The sequence below is a fragment of the Streptomyces sp. LZ34 genome (assembly GCF_053890475.1).
The window spans coordinates 2927616-2943759 of the sequence record NZ_CM132680.1 but is presented as its reverse complement, the minus strand read 5'-3'; the positions used below and the strand labels follow the sequence as shown (position 1 = coordinate 2943759).

The 16144-nt window shown below is 72.1% G+C and carries 13 protein-coding genes; 7 read left to right on the top strand and 6 right to left on the bottom strand.

Annotated elements, in window-relative coordinates:
- Positions 1-4: 4 nt before the first annotated feature.
- The 3 genes from ACWY4P_RS10960 to ACWY4P_RS10950 all read right to left on the bottom strand — a co-directional run bounded on the left by ACWY4P_RS10960 (position 5) and on the right by ACWY4P_RS10950 (position 3219).
- Entirely contained in the window at positions 5-1222 is a 1218-nt protein-coding gene (locus tag ACWY4P_RS10960) for an STM4014 family protein (protein WP_456210201.1), read from the bottom strand.
- The gene (locus tag ACWY4P_RS10955; protein ID WP_456210199.1) at positions 1203-2183 is read right to left on the bottom strand and encodes an STM4015 family protein; all 981 of its coding nucleotides are present in this window, start codon (positions 2181-2183) and stop codon (positions 1203-1205) included. The genes ACWY4P_RS10960 and ACWY4P_RS10955 overlap by 20 nt, the downstream gene beginning before the upstream one ends.
- Before the next feature lie 64 nt (positions 2184-2247).
- A complete protein-coding gene (locus tag ACWY4P_RS10950; protein ID WP_456210198.1) occupies positions 2248-3219 on the bottom strand; it encodes an STM4015 family protein in 972 nt (323 codons plus the stop codon).
- A gap of 202 nt (positions 3220-3421) precedes the next feature.
- On the opposite strand from ACWY4P_RS10950, the gene ACWY4P_RS10945 reads away from it, so the two are divergent.
- The 7 genes from ACWY4P_RS10945 to ACWY4P_RS10915 all read left to right on the top strand — a co-directional run bounded on the left by ACWY4P_RS10945 (position 3422) and on the right by ACWY4P_RS10915 (position 13025).
- On the top strand, positions 3422-3748 hold the full coding sequence (locus ACWY4P_RS10945) for a hypothetical protein (protein WP_456210196.1): 327 nt from the start codon (positions 3422-3424) through the stop codon (positions 3746-3748).
- Between the two features lie 41 nt (positions 3749-3789).
- Complete coding sequence (locus ACWY4P_RS10940) at positions 3790-4956, top strand: DUF6745 domain-containing protein (RefSeq protein WP_456210194.1); 1167 nt, start codon at positions 3790-3792, stop codon at positions 4954-4956.
- 186 nt (positions 4957-5142) lie between these two features.
- Positions 5143-5982 (top strand): glycoside hydrolase family 19 protein, encoded by an 840-nt coding sequence (locus ACWY4P_RS10935; RefSeq protein ID WP_456212879.1) that lies wholly within the window; start codon positions 5143-5145, stop codon positions 5980-5982.
- A 124-nt stretch (positions 5983-6106) separates the two neighbouring features.
- Complete coding sequence (locus tag ACWY4P_RS10930; RefSeq protein WP_456210193.1) at positions 6107-7348, top strand: MBL fold metallo-hydrolase; 1242 nt, start codon at positions 6107-6109, stop codon at positions 7346-7348.
- A 177-nt stretch (positions 7349-7525) separates the two neighbouring features.
- Complete coding sequence (locus tag ACWY4P_RS10925; RefSeq protein ID WP_456210191.1) at positions 7526-8413, top strand: chitosanase; 888 nt, start codon at positions 7526-7528, stop codon at positions 8411-8413.
- Between the two features lie 93 nt (positions 8414-8506).
- A complete protein-coding gene (locus ACWY4P_RS10920; RefSeq protein ID WP_456210189.1) occupies positions 8507-8815 on the top strand; it encodes a trypco2 family protein in 309 nt (102 codons plus the stop codon).
- A 7-nt stretch (positions 8816-8822) separates the two neighbouring features.
- Positions 8823-13025, top strand: coding sequence for a trypsin-like peptidase domain-containing protein (locus ACWY4P_RS10915; RefSeq protein WP_456210187.1), 4203 nt, complete (start codon positions 8823-8825; stop codon positions 13023-13025).
- On the opposite strand, the gene ACWY4P_RS10910 is transcribed toward ACWY4P_RS10915, so the two are convergent.
- The 3 genes from ACWY4P_RS10910 to ACWY4P_RS10900 form a co-directional block, all read right to left on the bottom strand.
- Positions 12988-13686 carry a gamma-glutamyl-gamma-aminobutyrate hydrolase family protein gene (locus ACWY4P_RS10910; protein ID WP_456210186.1) on the bottom strand — a complete coding sequence of 233 codons (699 nt, stop codon included), beginning with the start codon at positions 13684-13686 and terminating at the stop codon, positions 12988-12990. The two genes, ACWY4P_RS10915 and ACWY4P_RS10910, sit on opposite strands and share 38 nt — an antisense overlap.
- A gap of 16 nt (positions 13687-13702) precedes the next feature.
- Entirely contained in the window at positions 13703-15190 is a 1488-nt protein-coding gene (gene eat, locus ACWY4P_RS10905; protein ID WP_456210184.1) for an ethanolamine permease, read from the bottom strand.
- Between the two features lie 99 nt (positions 15191-15289).
- Positions 15290-16105 (bottom strand): FadR/GntR family transcriptional regulator, encoded by an 816-nt coding sequence (locus ACWY4P_RS10900; RefSeq protein ID WP_456210182.1) that lies wholly within the window; start codon positions 16103-16105, stop codon positions 15290-15292.
- Positions 16106-16144: the final 39 nt, after the last annotated feature.

Here is a 16144-nt window from a genome sequence, read left to right as displayed (position 1 = left end):
GGGCTCAGCCAAGGGCATCGGCGCCACCCCCTCCCGCCACTTCGCCTGCCGCCCCTCTTGCGGCCTCGCTTGCCGTGAGCTTTCGCCGCCGGACCACGGCCGCGACCTGCGCGCCGTAGGTGTCCAGGCCCTCCGCGCCGCTGCCGGGCAGACCGGTCAGCCGGGGCAGCAGATCGCCGAAGGCGTTGACCTCGCCGACCGAGAAGCGCCGCCATCCGGTGCCGGGCAGCAGATCGACGCCGACGCACAGGGTGCCGGGGAAGCAGGCCGCCGCCCGCTCCGCCAGGCCCAGCACCTCGTCCCAGGACGCCCCGGCCGCCTCCGCCGCGGCGCGCGCGGCGGCCAGATCGCCGCGGATGCCGCCGAGGTGGAGGTTGGTCATGGGGGAGCGGCTGGTGCGCACCACGGCGTGGCTCGCTCGCCCGTCGACCACGACGACGCGCAGGTCGGCGGCGCGGCCGTGCTGCGCCGCCTTGGGCACCCAGCGCTCGATGTGCAGCCCGTCGGGGGCCAGCGTGTCGACGATCGCGGCGATCTCCGCCTCCGTCTCGTACCGGCGCACCCGCAGGGAGTTGAACAGCCGCCCGTCTTCCGTGCGCTCGACCGAGGTCGCCGCGCGCACCCGGCCGTGGGCGCCCCATTCGACGGCGAGCACCCCGGAGGCGGACGAGCCGTGCGCGAGCTTCACAAAGGCGCGGCGCAGCCCGCCGGAGCCGGCCAGCATCGCCCGTACGTCCTCCCAGCCGCGGACGGGCGGCGCCTGGGACCCGGAGGTCGGCGACGGCGGCACCGGGACCCCGGCCTCGCTCAGCACGCCGTGGCACAGCCGCTTGTCGAACATGACGGCCAGCTCGTCCGGGTCGTCCAGCACCGCCGCGCCCGCTGTACGGGCCGCCTCGGCGACCTGGCGCACGGCGCCGGTGAACCGGGCGTACCAGCGCGCGGTGCCCTCGACGCGGGTCGGGTCGTCGGCGCCGCGCAGCAGCAGCTCCACCTCCTCGTCCTCGCCCGGGGAGTCCAGTCGCACCGTCTCGCCGGGCTCGAAGCGGGGCCTGCTGTCGTACAGCACCTCGCGCCAGGGCAGCACCCGGGGCGCGGGCAGGCCCGCCGCCAGCACGGCGTCCGCGAACATCTCCACCCGGCGGCCACCGGGGTTGCCGACCACCGCGAAGCGCACGTCGGGGCGCCCCTCATGGCGCGTCTCATTCGGAGACGGCGACATAGCGGTGCTCCTCATTGCTCTCGTCCCAGTCGTACCTCTCCGCCTGTTGCTGCTCCGAGAGGTTCACCTCGACCCCGCTCGGCTCCAGCGCGTCGCGCACCCGCTGAGCCAGCTTGTCGCTCAGGTAGTGGTGGTGGAGGTCGAGGGCCTTGAGGTGGGTGAGCGGTTGGCCGCCGAGCAGGGCCTCGGCGCCCGCGTCGGTCAGTACGCCCATGGACAGGTCGAGGGAGGTGAGCTGGGCGACGACGGGGGCGGCGGCGACGGCGGTGGCTATCTCGTCCTGGATCTCGCTGTTCTGCAGGCCCAGGTGGCGCAGCTCCGGGAAGCGGCCACCGGCCAGCAGCGGCGCGAGGTCGGCGAGGCTCGCGTCGCCGCCGTACTGGTCGACCCCCAGCCACAGCGCCAGGTGCTCCAGGCGGGGGAGTTCGCTGTCGCAGACGGCCCGGACGACCTCGGCGGGCAGACCGCCGGACTCGAACCGCAGCGTCCGCAGCCGCTCATGGCGTACGGGACGGAAGGACAGCTCCTCCTCGGGCCCCCCGTAGCCGCAGCCGCGCGCCACGAACTCCTCGAGCAGCGGGTACGCCTCGACCACGGGCGTGACATCGTTCATCTCCAGCCAGGACAGCTCGCACTCCTCGCCCGTCACATCGCCGAGGAAGAGCGACCGCAGCGCCGGCAGGCGCCCGGCCGACTCCGTCAGCAGATCGAGCACCGGCCGCACATTGCTGTATCCGCCCTCGTCCCACCAGCTGCCGATGACGATCGCGCGGATCCGGTCTGCCGGGACGGTCTCCAGGAAGTCCCGCCACAGCAGCCCGAAGGGACGCTCATCGTCCCAGCCGCAGGCCAGCCGCCAGGCGACGGCATCGGCGGGCGGCAGATCGGTGGAGTCGGTCCCGGAGGTGGTGAAGTCGGCGACGGGGAGACCCGCGAAGGACTCCAGGAGTTCGCTGATCATGAGGCGGGGCGGTCCTTTCGGTCGTCGTGGCGTGCGGCTCTCGAGGTCTCGGGTAAGGGGGTCGTCACTCGGCGACCGCGGTGTAACGCCACACCTCGACCTCTCCGTCGTCCTCGTCCTCGTCCTCGTCGCCCTTTTCGGAGAGGTCGAGCTCCACGCCGGAGGGCTCCAGGGCTTCGCGCAGCCGCTGCTCCATCGCCTCGGAGAAGAAGTTGTAGTGGAGGTCGAGGGCCTTGAGGTGGGTGAGCGGTTGGCCGCCGAGCAGGGCCTCGGCGCCCGCGTCGGTCAGTACGCCCATGGACAGGTCGAGGGAGGTGAGCTGGGCGACGACGGGGGCGGCGGCGACGGCGGTGGCTATCTCGTCCTGGATCTCGCTGTTCTGCAGGCCCAGGTGGCGCAGCTCGGGGAAGCGGCCCTCCGAGAGGAGCCCGCCGAGGTCCGCGACGGTCGAGTCGCCCCCGTACTCGCTCACCCCCAGCCACATCTCCAGCCGCTCCAGCGCGGGCAGTTCGCTGTCGCAGACGCCGCGCACCGCCGTGCCCGGCAGCCCGCCGCTCTCGAAGCGGAGCGTGTGCAGGCGCTCGTGGGTGACGGCCGGGAACACCAGCCCCGTGCCGCCGCGGATCTTCAGCTCTCGCAGCCCGGGGAAGGCGTCGAGGACCCGGGTGACATCGGACTGCTGGATCCAGGAGATCTCGGCCTGCTCCGCGGCGATGTCGCCGATGAAGACCGCCTCGAGGGAGGGGAACCGGTCCTTGGCGGCGACGAGCGGCTCGATGACCATGCTGGAGTCGTTCGCGTACGCCTCGCCCCATACGCCGAAGATCAGCGCGCGCACCCGGGAGGTGTCCACCGTGTCCAGGAACCGCTGGAAGCAGTCGGCGAAGTTGTGGTCCGGACCCGAGTCGCCGTACGGGTCGTAGGAGAGCCGCCATGCCACGGTCTCCGGCTCGGGCAGCTCCGGCACCTCGTCGGGCGCCGGGAAGTCGAAGGCCGGGAGGCCGTGCAGCGCGTCGTGGTTTTCGGCGTAGTCCATGCCGGGAGATCTCCTGATGCTTCGTGTGGGCGTGCCCGTTTCCGAAGGGCGTGCGAAGAGTTCTACCAAGCCCCACCGACAGCGGGGGCGGCGGGCGTTGCCGAAGCGTTGTCAGACCCCGCGCCTAACGTCGTGGACATCGACCGGCCCCCGTACGAGCGGTGGGCCCGGACGCCGCTGTGCGGTGAAAAAGGAGAAGCGCATGTACCGACAGGGAGACGTGCTGATCGTGCCGGTGGCCGAGGAGGCCCTGCCGCCGAACACCGAAGCGCTGCCGCGGCAGCCGCGGGACCCGCGGGGGCGGCTGGTGCTGGCGCTGGGCGAGGTGACCGGACACGCCCATGCGGTGGTCGGGCCGGGCACGCTGGTGCGCGAGTCGGGGCCGTTCGGCGTGTCGTACCTCCATCTGCCGGATGGCGGGCGGGTGGTGCACGAGGAACACGCGGCGATACCGCTGCCCAAGGGGTGGTACCGCGTGGTCCGGCAGCGGGAGTACATGCCGGGCGCCGTGCGCGTCGTGGCGGACTGAGAACCGGGACTGGGAAACGGGAGATAAAAACCATGAGCTCCATGACGACGGCATCGGACATCGCGGGTCCGGGCAGTGCGGAAACCCTGACCCCGGTCGAGCGGTGGCGGGCGGTGGCCGCGGCCACGGGCCCGGCCGACCGCCGGGCCGCCGAGGAGGGTGTGCGGCTGGCCTACGACGCGGCCGGGGTGGCGCGCCCGGAGCGGATCGTGTGGGTCGACTCCCCGCTGGAGGGCACGGCGGCGGCGATGCTGCTGACCGGCCAGGGTGGCGCACTGCCGCAGGCGATCGCCGACCGGGCGGCCGGCGCGCTGCGCGCGGCGGGGGTCGAGCCGGAGGCGGGCGCGGCGGGTTCCTGCGTACGGGAGGCGGTGCGCACCCTTCCGTGGGCGGCCGCGCGACAGCGGCTGCACGGCGCGCTCGGCAGCTCCGGCTGGGCCGAGCGATGGGCCCTGACGGGCGCGCCGCTGTGGGACGTCACCCGCTCCCTCATCGAGCGTGTCCGCACCGGAGTCGTCGAGGCCTTGGCGGCGCAGTCGGACCGGGACCGGGAATCCGCCGTCCGGCTGGCCATGCTGGACGCGGTGCTCGGCCAGCACGACGCGCCGTGGCTGGCGGCGGTGACCGAAGAGGGCGAGGCCGGCTCGGACGAGGGCGCGGATGCCGACGAGCTCGCCGGCCCGGCCGCGGTGGCGCGCTCCGCGGGGTGGTGGTGGCCGTACGAGAAGGCCGTGGTCATCGCCGAGCGTCCGGTCACGCTGCACCGCGACGAGGCGGGCCGCCTCGACAGCGGCGCCGGGCCCGCGCTGGACTACCCCGACGGCTTCGCGCTGTACGCGTGGCGGGGCATGCCGGTGCCCGCGGCCTTCCTCGAGCAGCTGTCCGAGCTGACCGCCGAGCGCATCCGCGCCGAGGAGAACGCGGAGCTGCGCCGCGTCATGCTGGAGCACTACGGCTATGACCGCTATCTCACGGAGTCCGGGGCGCGGCCGCTGCACCGCGACGAGACCGGGGTGCTGTGGCGCATCGAGATGGCCGGGGACGAGCCGGTGACGATGGTCGAGGTGGTCAACTCCACGCCGGAGCCGGACGGGACGCATCGCACGTACTGGCTGCGCGTGCCGCCGCGCACCGCCACCGCCCGTGAGGGCGTCGCCTGGACCTTCGGCCTGGATGCCGACGGATACGCCCCGGAGCGCCAGACATGACCGCATGAGGCCGCAGGGGGGATGGGAACGACTTGGTCTAGACCTTGACTGGTATAGACCAAGTCCGCTTGAGTGGTCTGAGGTCCCCCTGACCCTCAAGTCCCCCCTGAAGGAGGAGTCTTGATCGCAAAACGCCTCCGGGCCTGTCTCGCCGCCGCCGCGGCCGTCTGCGCCCTTCTGTTTGTCATGCCCATGGCCTCCGCTTCGGCGGCCTCCACGGCCACCACCCCCCGTGCGGCCTGCTCCTACCCGGACTGGGTCGCCGGCAAGTGGTACGTGGCGGGCGACATCGTGAAGTACACCGACGGCAAGTACTACCGCGCCGAACATGACAACCCGGGCTATGACCCCACCATCAGCACCTGGTACTGGGACCCGTACGACTGCGGCTCCGGGCAGAACCCGGCGGGGTTCGTGGTGAGCGAGGCGCAGTTCAACCAGATGTTCCCGGGCCGGAATTCGTTCTACACCTACCAGGGTCTGACCGCCGCCCTGAGCGCCTACCCCGGCTTCGCGAACACCGGCAGCGACACCGTCAAGAAGCAGGAGGCGGCCGCCTTCCTGGCCAACGTCAGCCACGAGACCGGTGGCCTGGTGTACATCGTGGAGCAGAACCAGGCCAACTACCCGCACTACTGCGACTGGAGCCGGCCCTACGGCTGCCCGGCCGGCCAGGCCGCGTACTACGGCCGCGGGCCGATCCAGCTCAGCTGGAACTTCAACTACAAGGCGGCCGGTGACGCGCTGGGCATCGACCTGCTGAACAACCCGTACCTGGTCGAGCGGGACGCCGCGGTCTCCTGGAAGACCGCCCTGTGGTACTGGAACACCCAGACCGGACCGGGCACCATGACCCCGCACGACGCGATGGTCAACCAGCGGGGCTTCGGCGAGACGATCCGCAGCATCAACGGCAGCATCGAGTGCAACGGTGGAAACCCCGGCCAGGTGCAGAGCCGGATCGACGCCTATCAGAGGTTCGTCCAGATACTGGGCACCACCCCCGGATCGAACCTCGGCTGCTGATCGGCAGAACCCAGCGGAACAACGTCGGCGGTCTCGCGAGTTGTCCTAAGCAGCGCGGCGGTCCCCGCCGCGCTGCCACGCCGCAGACCGTACGAGGGGTCCGCCCCTTCACCCAGGAGGTGCCGTGACCGGCCCCAGCCAGAAACGTGCCCGGCTCACCGCCGCCCTGCGCCCCGCCGCCTTCGGGGCGGACCCGGCCGGTGAGCGGATGGAGCGCATCCGCCGGTCGCCGAACTTCGCGAACGGCGTGTTCGTGAACCCGGTGGGCGCCCGCACCGCGCCGTCCGGCTCCATGCTGAAGTTCCTGCCCACGTACTTCCGCAAGGAGGAGCGCGTCCGCAGGGCCCCCGCCGGGCCCGTGCCGGTGCACCCCACCACCCTCGCCGACCTGGCCGCTCCGCCCGCCTCCGGGCTGCGGCTGACGTGGATGGGCCACTCGACCGTGCTGGCGGAGATCGACGGGCGGCGGGTGCTGTTCGACCCGGTGTGGGGCGAGCGCTGTTCGCCCTTCTCCTTCGCCGGGCCGAAGCGGATCCACCCGGTGCCGGTGCCGCTGCGCGAGCTCGGCCCGGTCGACGTGGTGGTGATCTCCCACGACCACTACGACCACCTGGACATGCCGACCATCCGCGCCCTGGTGCGGTCGGAGGCGGTGTTCGTGGTGCCGCTGGGCGTCGGCGCCCATCTGGAGCGCTGGGGGGTGCCCGCGCGGCGGATGACCGAGCTGGACTGGCGTGAGTCGACGGAGGTGGCCGGCCTGCGGCTCACCGCGACCCCGGCCCGCCACTTCTGCGGTCGCGCGCTGCGCAACACCCAGCACACACTGTGGGCCTCCTGGGTGGTGGCCGGGCCGGAGCACCGCGTCTACCACAGCGGGGACACCGGGTACTTCCCCGGCTTCGCGGAGATCGGGGAGGCGTACGGGCCGTTCGACGCGACGATGATCCAGATCGGCGCCTACAGCGAGTTCTGGCCCGACATCCACATGCTCCCCGAGGAGGGCCTGCGGGCCCATGTCGATCTCCAGGGCGGTGAGCCGGAGCGGGGGATCATGCTCCCGATCCACTGGGGCACCTTCAACCTCGCCCCGCACCCCTGGGAGGAGCCGGCCGAGGGCACGCTGACCGCCGCGCAGGCGGTCGGCGCGCGGGTGGCCGTGCCCCGGCCGGGAGAGCCGTTCGAGCCGGTGGCGGGGCTGCCGCTGGATCCGTGGTGGCGGGCGATCGCGGCGCGGCCGGCGGCGGGCGCGGTGGCCGCGGCGGCGGTCTCGCCGCAGGTGCCGGGCCGGAGCGCCGCGGCGTCCGGCCGCGGCCCCGGCGACCAGACCGGCGGCCCGGGGGCCGCGGTCCCCATTCCCCAGGCGTAGCGGGCCACCTGACCGCGGCCGCGCTGTCGCGGCCGCGGGTTACGGTTCTTTGTTCCTAACCCTTGTCGCGAGCATGGCATGCTCGCTTGAATGGTTAGGAAAGGTTCCTAACGGATCGTGTTTCCCCTGACGACCCGTGCGCGCTCCCCCCACAGTCGACAAGGAACGGAGAACCAGATGCCCAAGAGGATCGGCCTCGCGGCCGCCGCCGTAGCCGTCCCGGCCGCGCTCGTCCTCGCCAGCGTCGGAATCGGCCAGGCCGCCGAGCACACGCCGTCGTCGGCGTTCGCACAGGCCGGAAAGGCGGCGCAGGCCGCGCGGGCCGCGCAGGCGGAGCACCGGGCCGCCGCGGTGAAGAACCTGGACGATCCCGCCAAGAAGGAGATCGCCATGAAGCTGGTCTCCAGCGCCGAGAACTCCTCGCTGGACTGGCGCGCCCAGTTCAAGTACATCGAGGACATAGACGACGGCCGCGGCTACACCGCCGGAATCATAGGCTTCTGCTCCGGCACCGGCGACATGCTCGAACTCGTCGAGTACTACACACAGGTCAAGCCCGGCAACGTGCTCGCCAAGTACCTGCCCGCGCTGCGCAAGGTCGACGGCAGCGACTCCCACTCCGGCCTCGACCCGAACTTCACCAAGGACTGGAAGACCGCCGCCCAGGACAAGGCCTTCCAGGACGCGCAGGAGCACGAGCGCGACCGCGTCTACTTCAACCCCTCCGTCAAGCAGGGCAAGGACGACGGACTGGGCACGCTCGGCCAGTTCATCTACTACGACGCGATCGTCATGCACGGCCCCGGCGACAGCAAGTACAGCTTCGGCGGCATCCGCAAGACCGCCCTGTCCAACGCCAAGACCCCGGCGCAGGGCGGCGACGAGAAGACCTACCTCAACGCCTTCCTGGACGCCCGCAAGAAGGCCATGCAGAGCGAGGAGGCGCACAGCAACACCAGCCGGGTGGACACCGAGCAGCGGAAGTTCCTCAACGAGGGCAACCTCGGCCTCGAGCCCCCGCTGAAGTGGAAGGTGTACGGCGACCCGTACGAGATCAACTCCTGATCGTCCCCTCCGCTCGGCTGCCCGCCGCTGTCGGTACTGTCGGCGCTCCCTTGTAAAATTTCGTCTTCCGGGACGAGTGACGAGGGGGATCCCGTGGTTGAACTGTCCGAGATGATCCGCGAGTTGCGTGCGCAGCTGACCGCCGCGGCAGCGGCCGGCGCCGGCGAGGCGCTGAAGTTCGATGTCGGCCCGATCGAGATCGAGGTCACCGTGGCCGTCACCAAGGAGGGCGGAGTCAACGGCAAGGTCCGCTTCTGGGTCGTCGAGGCGGGCGCAAACGGCAAGTACTCGACCAGCGAGACCCAGCGCGTCTCCCTCACCCTCCAGCCGACGATGACCGGTCCGGGCGGTACGACCACGACCGCCCGGATCTCCGGCGCCGAGGTGGACGGGGAGCGCTGAGCCGGCCGTGCCCGGGCTCGAGGTCGGCCGGGTGGCCGAAGTGCTCGTCACGGTCGCGGTGGGCCCCGGAAGGCGGGGCTCCGGCTATCTGGTCGCGCCGGGGACGGTGCTGACGGCGGCCCATGTGGTGGCCGGGGCGGCCCGGGTGCGGGTGCGGTTTCAGGCACACCGGCCCGAGGAGCGTGTGGTGACCGCCGAGGTCGCCTTCGCACACGCGGGGGCCGATGTCGCCGTGCTCGCCCTGTCGGACCGCTCGGACGAGGTCGTGGGAGCCCGGTACGGGCGGGTCGGCGAGCACGACGCGGTGCTGCGCTGCAGCGCCATGGGCTTTCCCGCCTTCAAGCTGCGGGACGGCCAGGACGGCAGGCCGTACCGCGACTCCGAGCATGTGCACGGCACCTGCTCAGTGCTGTCGAACCGCAAGGAAGGCACCCTGGACCTCCGAGTGCCGCCGCCGGACGGCAGCTGGGACGGCATGTCGGGGGCCGCCGTCTTCAGCGGCGACCGGATCGTCGGCGTGGTGGCCGCCCATCACTTCGACGACGGGCCCGGGCGGCTCGCGGTCAGCAGAGCGGACCGATGGGCGCGGCGGATCCCGGATTCGGAACTCTCCCGGCTGGAGGGCCTGTTGGGGGGCTCTTTGGCCCCGGAGCGGCTGCCTGACGTCGTCGCGCCGTCCGGCCTCGGCCGGATCAAGGCCGGGTACGAGGCGCTGCTACAGGACATCGCCCCGGTCCAGCTGGTGGGGCGCCGCGACGAACTGCGGGAGCTGATGGAGTTCTGCGCGGGCCCGGAGCCGTACCACTGGATCCAGGGGCGCCCCTGGGCGGGCAAGACGGCGCTGGTGTCGTCGTTCGCGCTGCACCCACCGCGCGGGGTGGTGCCGGTGTCGTTCTTCATCACCTCGCGGCTCGCCGGCCAAGCGGACAGCACGGCCTACACCGAGGCCCTGGTCCACCAGCTCGCGGCCCTCGTCGGCCGCGAGCCCTCCGCCCACGCCTCGCCCGCCATCCGCGACGGCGAGCGCCGAGCGCTGCTCGCCGAGGCCGCCGAGCGGGTGGCCGAGGACGGCGGCACCCTGCTGCTCGTCGTGGACGGCCTCGACGAGGACCACTCGGCCCGCAACCCAGGCGCCCTGGGCCCCAGCATCGCCTCCCTCCTCCCGGACCGCCTCCCCACAGGCGTCCGCGTCCTCGTCACCAGCCGCCCCAACCCCGACCTGCCCCTGGACGTCAAGCACGGCCATCCGCTGCGGCGCTGTGCGGTGAAGACGCTGAGCAGCACGGAAGCCGTGACGGACCTGGAGCACGAGGCAAAGTTCGAACTGTCCCGCGCGCTGGAGGGCGATGATCTGGAGAAGGAGATCGTCGGCCTGCTGGCGGCGGCGCGCGGCAGTCTGCGGACGGAGGATCTGCGCGAGCTGAGCGGGCGGAAGGTGTACGAGGTGCGGCAGCGGGTGAACGGGGTGTTCGGGCGGATCCTGCGGGTCCGGGGCGATTCGGCGAGGGAGTTCGACGACCGCGGGTATCTGTTCGCCCACGAGACGCTGTTCGCGGCGGCGGTGGAGCTGCTGGGGCCGGATGTGGGGCCCTATCGGGAGCGGCTGCACGGCTGGGCGAAGGAGTATCGGGAGCTGGGATGGCCGGAGGAGACGCCGCCGTATCTGCTGCGGCAGTACGGGCGGATGGTGCTGGGCCACGGTGATCTCGAACGGGCAGTGGACCTCGCAGCCGACGTACGGCGGCATGACCGTATGAGCGAGGTGACCGGCAGCGATGCCGCCGGGCTCGCCGAGCTCGACGCGGTACGGTCCTCGGTCAGGCGCCGGGCCCCGGACGATCTCGGCTGCCTGGCGGCGCTCGCCGCCGCCGAGGGCCTGATGGTCCGCCGCAACATCGCGCTGCCCTCGAACGTACCGAGGGTGATGGCGCGGCTCGGCCGGCTGGGACGCGCGGAGGGGCTGGCGCGGAGCATCCCCGATCCGTATCACAGGGCGGTGGCGTTGGCCGGAGTGGCGCGGGCCATGGCGGACGACGACGATCCGCGTGCGATCGATCTGGCGCGGGACGCGGAGCGGCTCGCCCGGCAGCTTGGGGCGGACACAGCGGAGAAGGGGAGCGAGCACTTTGCGCGCCGGGTAGTGAAGGACGCCGCTGTGGCTGCCGCGGCGGCGGGGGCAGGCGAATGGGCACTGGCTCGCGCTGAGTCCCTTCAGCAGGTGTATTCGCGACGGAAGTACGAGGCGATCATGGGCCGGGAGTGCGAGGCGGGCTCGTACGGCACGGAGGCCGAGGACGACGTTCACGTCATGACGGATGACGCCGCCGTGACCATGGCCGAGGTGTCCGTGGCACTACGCCGTCATGACGCGGGGTTCGCCACTGACATCCTGAACAGGGCGGAGCGGGCCGCCGACGAATTCACAGTTGGGGGACGTATCCGCATTCTGTCTGCGGCTGTCCGCGCGTGCTCTCGCACGGATCCCCCGCGTGCTTCCCGGCTGCTCGACCGGATTGAGCAGGAGCTCGCCGACCACATGATCGGAAAGGCGGCCATTCTCTCGACGGCAGCGACGGCCCTGCACGACATCTGCCCAGAGCGAGCCACGCAATGGGCACGCGAGGCGATTCAGTATGCGAGGCGGGCGCTCGGTGGACCCCCGGTCATGACGGCCTACAAGTCTGTAGAAGCTACGGTGTGTGCGCTGGTGGACGTCGGATTGGTTTCCGATGCGCATGCTCTGGCTGATCTCTGTCAGTTCCGGCAGGACATCCGGGCGCCGTTCTACGAGACGGTCGCCGTCGGTTGGGCGCGGGCAGGGCAGTTCGAACGGGCGCGGCAGATACTGGAAGAGAACTGCGCCCCGGTGGCGGTGTCTCCTTGGCTGCTGGTCCGGCTCGTTGAGGCACTGGCCTCCGCTGGGCATTTCGACGAGGCCGAGCGGTGTGCGCCCCGGATCGGACACCCTGCGTGGCTGGCGGAAGCGTTGGGGTGCCTGGCGGAACAGGCGCTTGACCACGATCCGCCTCGCGCAGCGCGGCTCTTGGAAGCGGCGCTGGAAGCGGCGGCCCGCCCGATTGCCGATGACCGGGTCGGCAATCTGGAGACGCTCACGGGGGCGCTCGCGTCCTGCGGGGAGTTCGACTCCGCTGAGCGTCTGGCGCGGATGATCACCAGACCCGACCGACGGGCTCAGGCACTGGCCGCAGTGGTCGTGCCGCTTTCTCACAGCGACCCAGGCCGTGCCGCGCGGCTCGCGGAGGAGGCGGGAGACTGCGCGGAAGCCGAGACCGACCAGCGGCTACGCGACAAGGCGTTGATGATGGCGGGCGAAGTGCTCGGACACGTGGGCCACGGCTCGCGGGCGCGCTCATTGGTGTACGCGATCAGGGGAGGGACGGCTGAGAGGCATCAGGCAGGTGCCGCGTTGGCGTCCAGGTTGGAGAAACGAGAGCGGGCGTCCGCTGTCGAGTTGGTCGGCTCCGCTGGACAGTGGCCCGCGACGCATACTCCGGGGAGTCGAGAAAGGACCCTTGCACTGCTCATCACGGCCGTCAGAGACTGGGACCGGGAGCGTGCCCAACTTCTCGTGAACGAGATGCGACGGCGGACACTGACGCCCCACGAGGATGAGCCGCCCGGTCCGGCCAAGACGCTGGTGTTGGCGGCGCTGACGCTGATCGATGCTCATCCCGCCGATGCGGAGCGATTGCTGAGCAGCGTGGACGCCCGCCTACGGGACCTCGAGAGGGCCGCCGGGCAGCCCGACGCCGAAGAGCGCGGTGCGCGCGCTCTGGTCCACGCGGCGCTCGGGGAGTACGAGAAGGCTGAGGAATCGGCCGCCAGGATCCGCCCGCAGCGGGAACGTCCGCATTCCCGCGCGGCGTTGGCCGCGCTGCTGGTGGGCGTGGAGAAGGAATCGACGATCGCCCAGCGGGAGCTTGTGAGCCCTGATCTGGCAATCTACTTGCACGTGTGCGCCGCGCTGCCCGTGCCACGCGGTGAGGCCCGTGGTGAGCGACTCGCCTGCGCCCGACGCCTGCTCGCCGAGGTGCTGGCGAGCGACGGCTGGCACTATGCGCTGCCCGTCCTCGCCGAGCTGGACCCGAATGCCGTCCGGCGTGTCCGGAACATCGTCTTCGCACAGCTGGACCTGGACCTGGACGCGGATGTCAACACCGCGCCGCCGCCTCGACCAACGCCCGCATGACCCGCACATCCTCCCCCGCCTCCGGATGCCACTGCACCCCCAGCACAAAGCTCGAGCCTCCCGGCACCTCCACCGCCTCCACCGTCCCGTCCCCCGTCGCCTGCGCCGAGACCACCAGCCCCTCGCCCAGCCGGTCCACCGCCTGGTGGTGGTACGTCGGCACGGACACCGACTCCGGCGCGATCCGCGCCAGCAGCGTGCCTGGCACCGGCTTGACCTCGTGTCGCTCGAAGACACCCGGCGGGCCCACATGGCCCTCCAGGTGCTGGACGAGCGTGCCGCCGTGCGCGACGTTCAGCAGCTGCATGCCGCGGCAGATGCCCAGCAGCGGGATGCCGTCCTCCAGTGCCGCCTCGATCAGCGCGAGCTCCCACCTGTCCCGTTCCCGCGCGGGCGGGCCGGTCCGCTCGTGGGGCTCGGCCCCGTAGCGGGCGGGCTCGACGTCGGGGCCGCCGGAGATGACCAGGCCGTCCAGCCGGGACAGCAGGGAACGGGCCGCCGCCGGGTCCTCGGGGTCGGGCGGCAGCATGGCGGCGAGGCCGCCCGCGCGCTGGACGAGGCGGTGGTAGCCGGCCGGGAGCAGGGCGGCGGGCTGGTGCCAGACGCCCCAGCTGACCGCCGACTCCAGGTAGGTGCTGATGCCGATGAGGGGCTTTGACAACGCAGGGTCCAATCTCTCAGTCGCGGGACAGCTCCGCCTCCGCCTCCGCCAGCGCCGCGAACTCCTCCTCCGGAGCCGCCGCCACCAGACGGTGCCGACTGTAGAAGGCGAAATAGGCGAGGGCCACGGCGTAGACGCCCAGCGCGATGAAGGCGGCGTCCTTGTCGACCAGGAAGGTGGCCACGAGCGCCGAGCAGGCCAGCACGAAGGCGACGGACGAGGTCACCACCCCGCCCGGGGTCCGGTACGGGCGGTGCAGCCCCGGCTCGCGGCGGCGCAGCACGATGTGGGAGAGGGACATCAGCGCGTACGAGATCGTGGCGCCGAAGACCGCGACGTTGAGCATCCGGGCGCCGTCGCCGGTCGCCGCCGCGAGCGCGAAGCCGAGGGCGCCGGGGACCAGCAGGCCCAGGTAGGGGGCCTTGCGGCGGCTGGTCAGGGAGAGGAAGCGGGGGAGGTAGCCGGCGCGGGAGAGGGCGAACAACTGCCGTGAGCCGGCGTAGATGAGGGAGAAGAAGGAGGCGACGAGGCCGGCCAGGCCCGCGTAGTTGACGGTGCGGGACAGGGTGGTCGCCTTGCCGTCCGGCTGGAGCGCCTCGACGAGGGGATTGCCCGCGTCCTGGACGGCGTTCGCGCCGCGTGCGCCGGTCGCGGCGAGGAAGGTGAGCAGGGCCAGCACCAGCAGGATGCCCACCGACCAGGCCATGGCCCTGGGCAGGGTGCGCGCCGGGTCGCGGGTCTCCTCGGCCGCGAGCGGCACGCCCTCCACGCCCAGGAAGAACCACATGCCGAAGGGGAACGCCGACCAGATGCCGAGCAGGCCGAACGGCAGCCAGGAGCTCGCGCCGAGGGCCGAGTGGTCGACCGGGATGTCGTCGAGGGAGCCGGAGTCGAACTCGGTGAACGCGCCGAACGCGAAGATCAGCAGCGCGGCGACGGCGATGGCGGTGACGATCAGGCTGAAGCGCAGGGCCTCGCCCACGCCCCACAGATGGATACCGATGAAGATGACGAAGCAGGCGAGGTAGACGGGCCAGCCGGACTCGAGGCCGAAGAGCCCGAGCGACTCGACGTAGTCGCCGATGAAGATGGCGATCGCGGCGGGCGCCAGGACGTATTCGATGAGGATCGCCGTGCCGGTCAGAAAGCCGCCCCAGGTGCCGAGGGCGCGCCGGGCGAAGCCGTAGCCGCCGCCCGCCGTGGGCAGGATGGCCGCCAGTTCGGCGAGGGCGAAGACCATGCAGGTGTACATCAGGCCCATGAGCACGGCGGCGATGGCCAGGCCGCCGAAGCCGCCCTCCGCCAGGCCGAAGTTCCAGCCGGAGAAGTCGCCGGAGACGACGTAGGCGACGCCGAGGCCGGTCAGCAGCAGCGGGCCCGCGCTGCCGCGGCGCAGCGTGCGGCGTTCCAGATAGGCGTCCTCGCCGGGCGCGGCGCCACCGTCCGGTGGGGAGGCGCCCGGCGAGCTGACAGAGGCGCGCGAGGACTCGGTTCCGTCGGCCATGGATGCTCCTGGTCCACACGAGAGGCGAGGGCAATGGTTTGGAGGCATACCTTTGCCTCGCTCGGTGGAGGTGCGCAAGACCCGTGCGTAAAACGCCGGTTAAGACCGTCCGGCAGCAGGGCGCGCGCCGTCCCGGCCGTCGGCCAGAAAGCCGCGCAGCAGCGCCGCCGTGCCCTCGCAGTGCTCGCGCATCACCTCGCGCGCCCCGTCGGCGTCCCCGTCCAGCACCGCCTCGACCAGCGCGGTGTGCTGCCGCTGCGAGTGCTCGAGGTTGCGCACCAGCAGCGGGATGCAGTCCAGCAGGTCGTTGACGGTGGCGCGGACGCCCGCGTACTGGGCGGCGAGCGAGGGCGAGCCCGCCAGTTCGGCGAGCGTGAGGTGGAGCAGTGTGTCCAGCCGGCGGTAGTCGGCGAGCGGCGCGTCGCGCGTCGCGTCGAGGGCGGCCCGCAGCCGGGCGGCCCGCTCGCCGGACAGCCCGTGCGCGGCGCACAGCCCGGCCGCGCCCACCTCCAGGACCTCCCGGAACCGCAGCGTGTCCTCGACGTCCACCTCCCGGACCCGGCGCCGCAGTTCGTCCTCGCCGCCGGCCGGCTCCGGCCGGGCCCGTACGAAGGTGCCGCCGTAGCGGCCGCGCCGGCTCTCCACCAGCCCCTGGTCCGCCAGCACCTTCAGCACCTCGCGCAGCGTCACCCGGCTGATCCGCAGCCGCTCGGCCAGCTCCCGCTCGGCCGGCAGCCGCTCGCCCTCGGGGACCAGGCCCAGCCGCAGGATCCGGAGTATCTGCTCGAGCGCCTCCTCGAAGCCGTTGCCGGCCCGCACCGGCCGCAGCACCGGCGCCAGCCGGTCGTCCGCGGTGCCGCCCGCGGCTCCTGCGCCGCCGCCCGCGGTCCCCGTGCCGCTTCCGCCGCCGTTCATGGAACCTTCCGCACCTACTTCCCAATCAATGGTCTACCC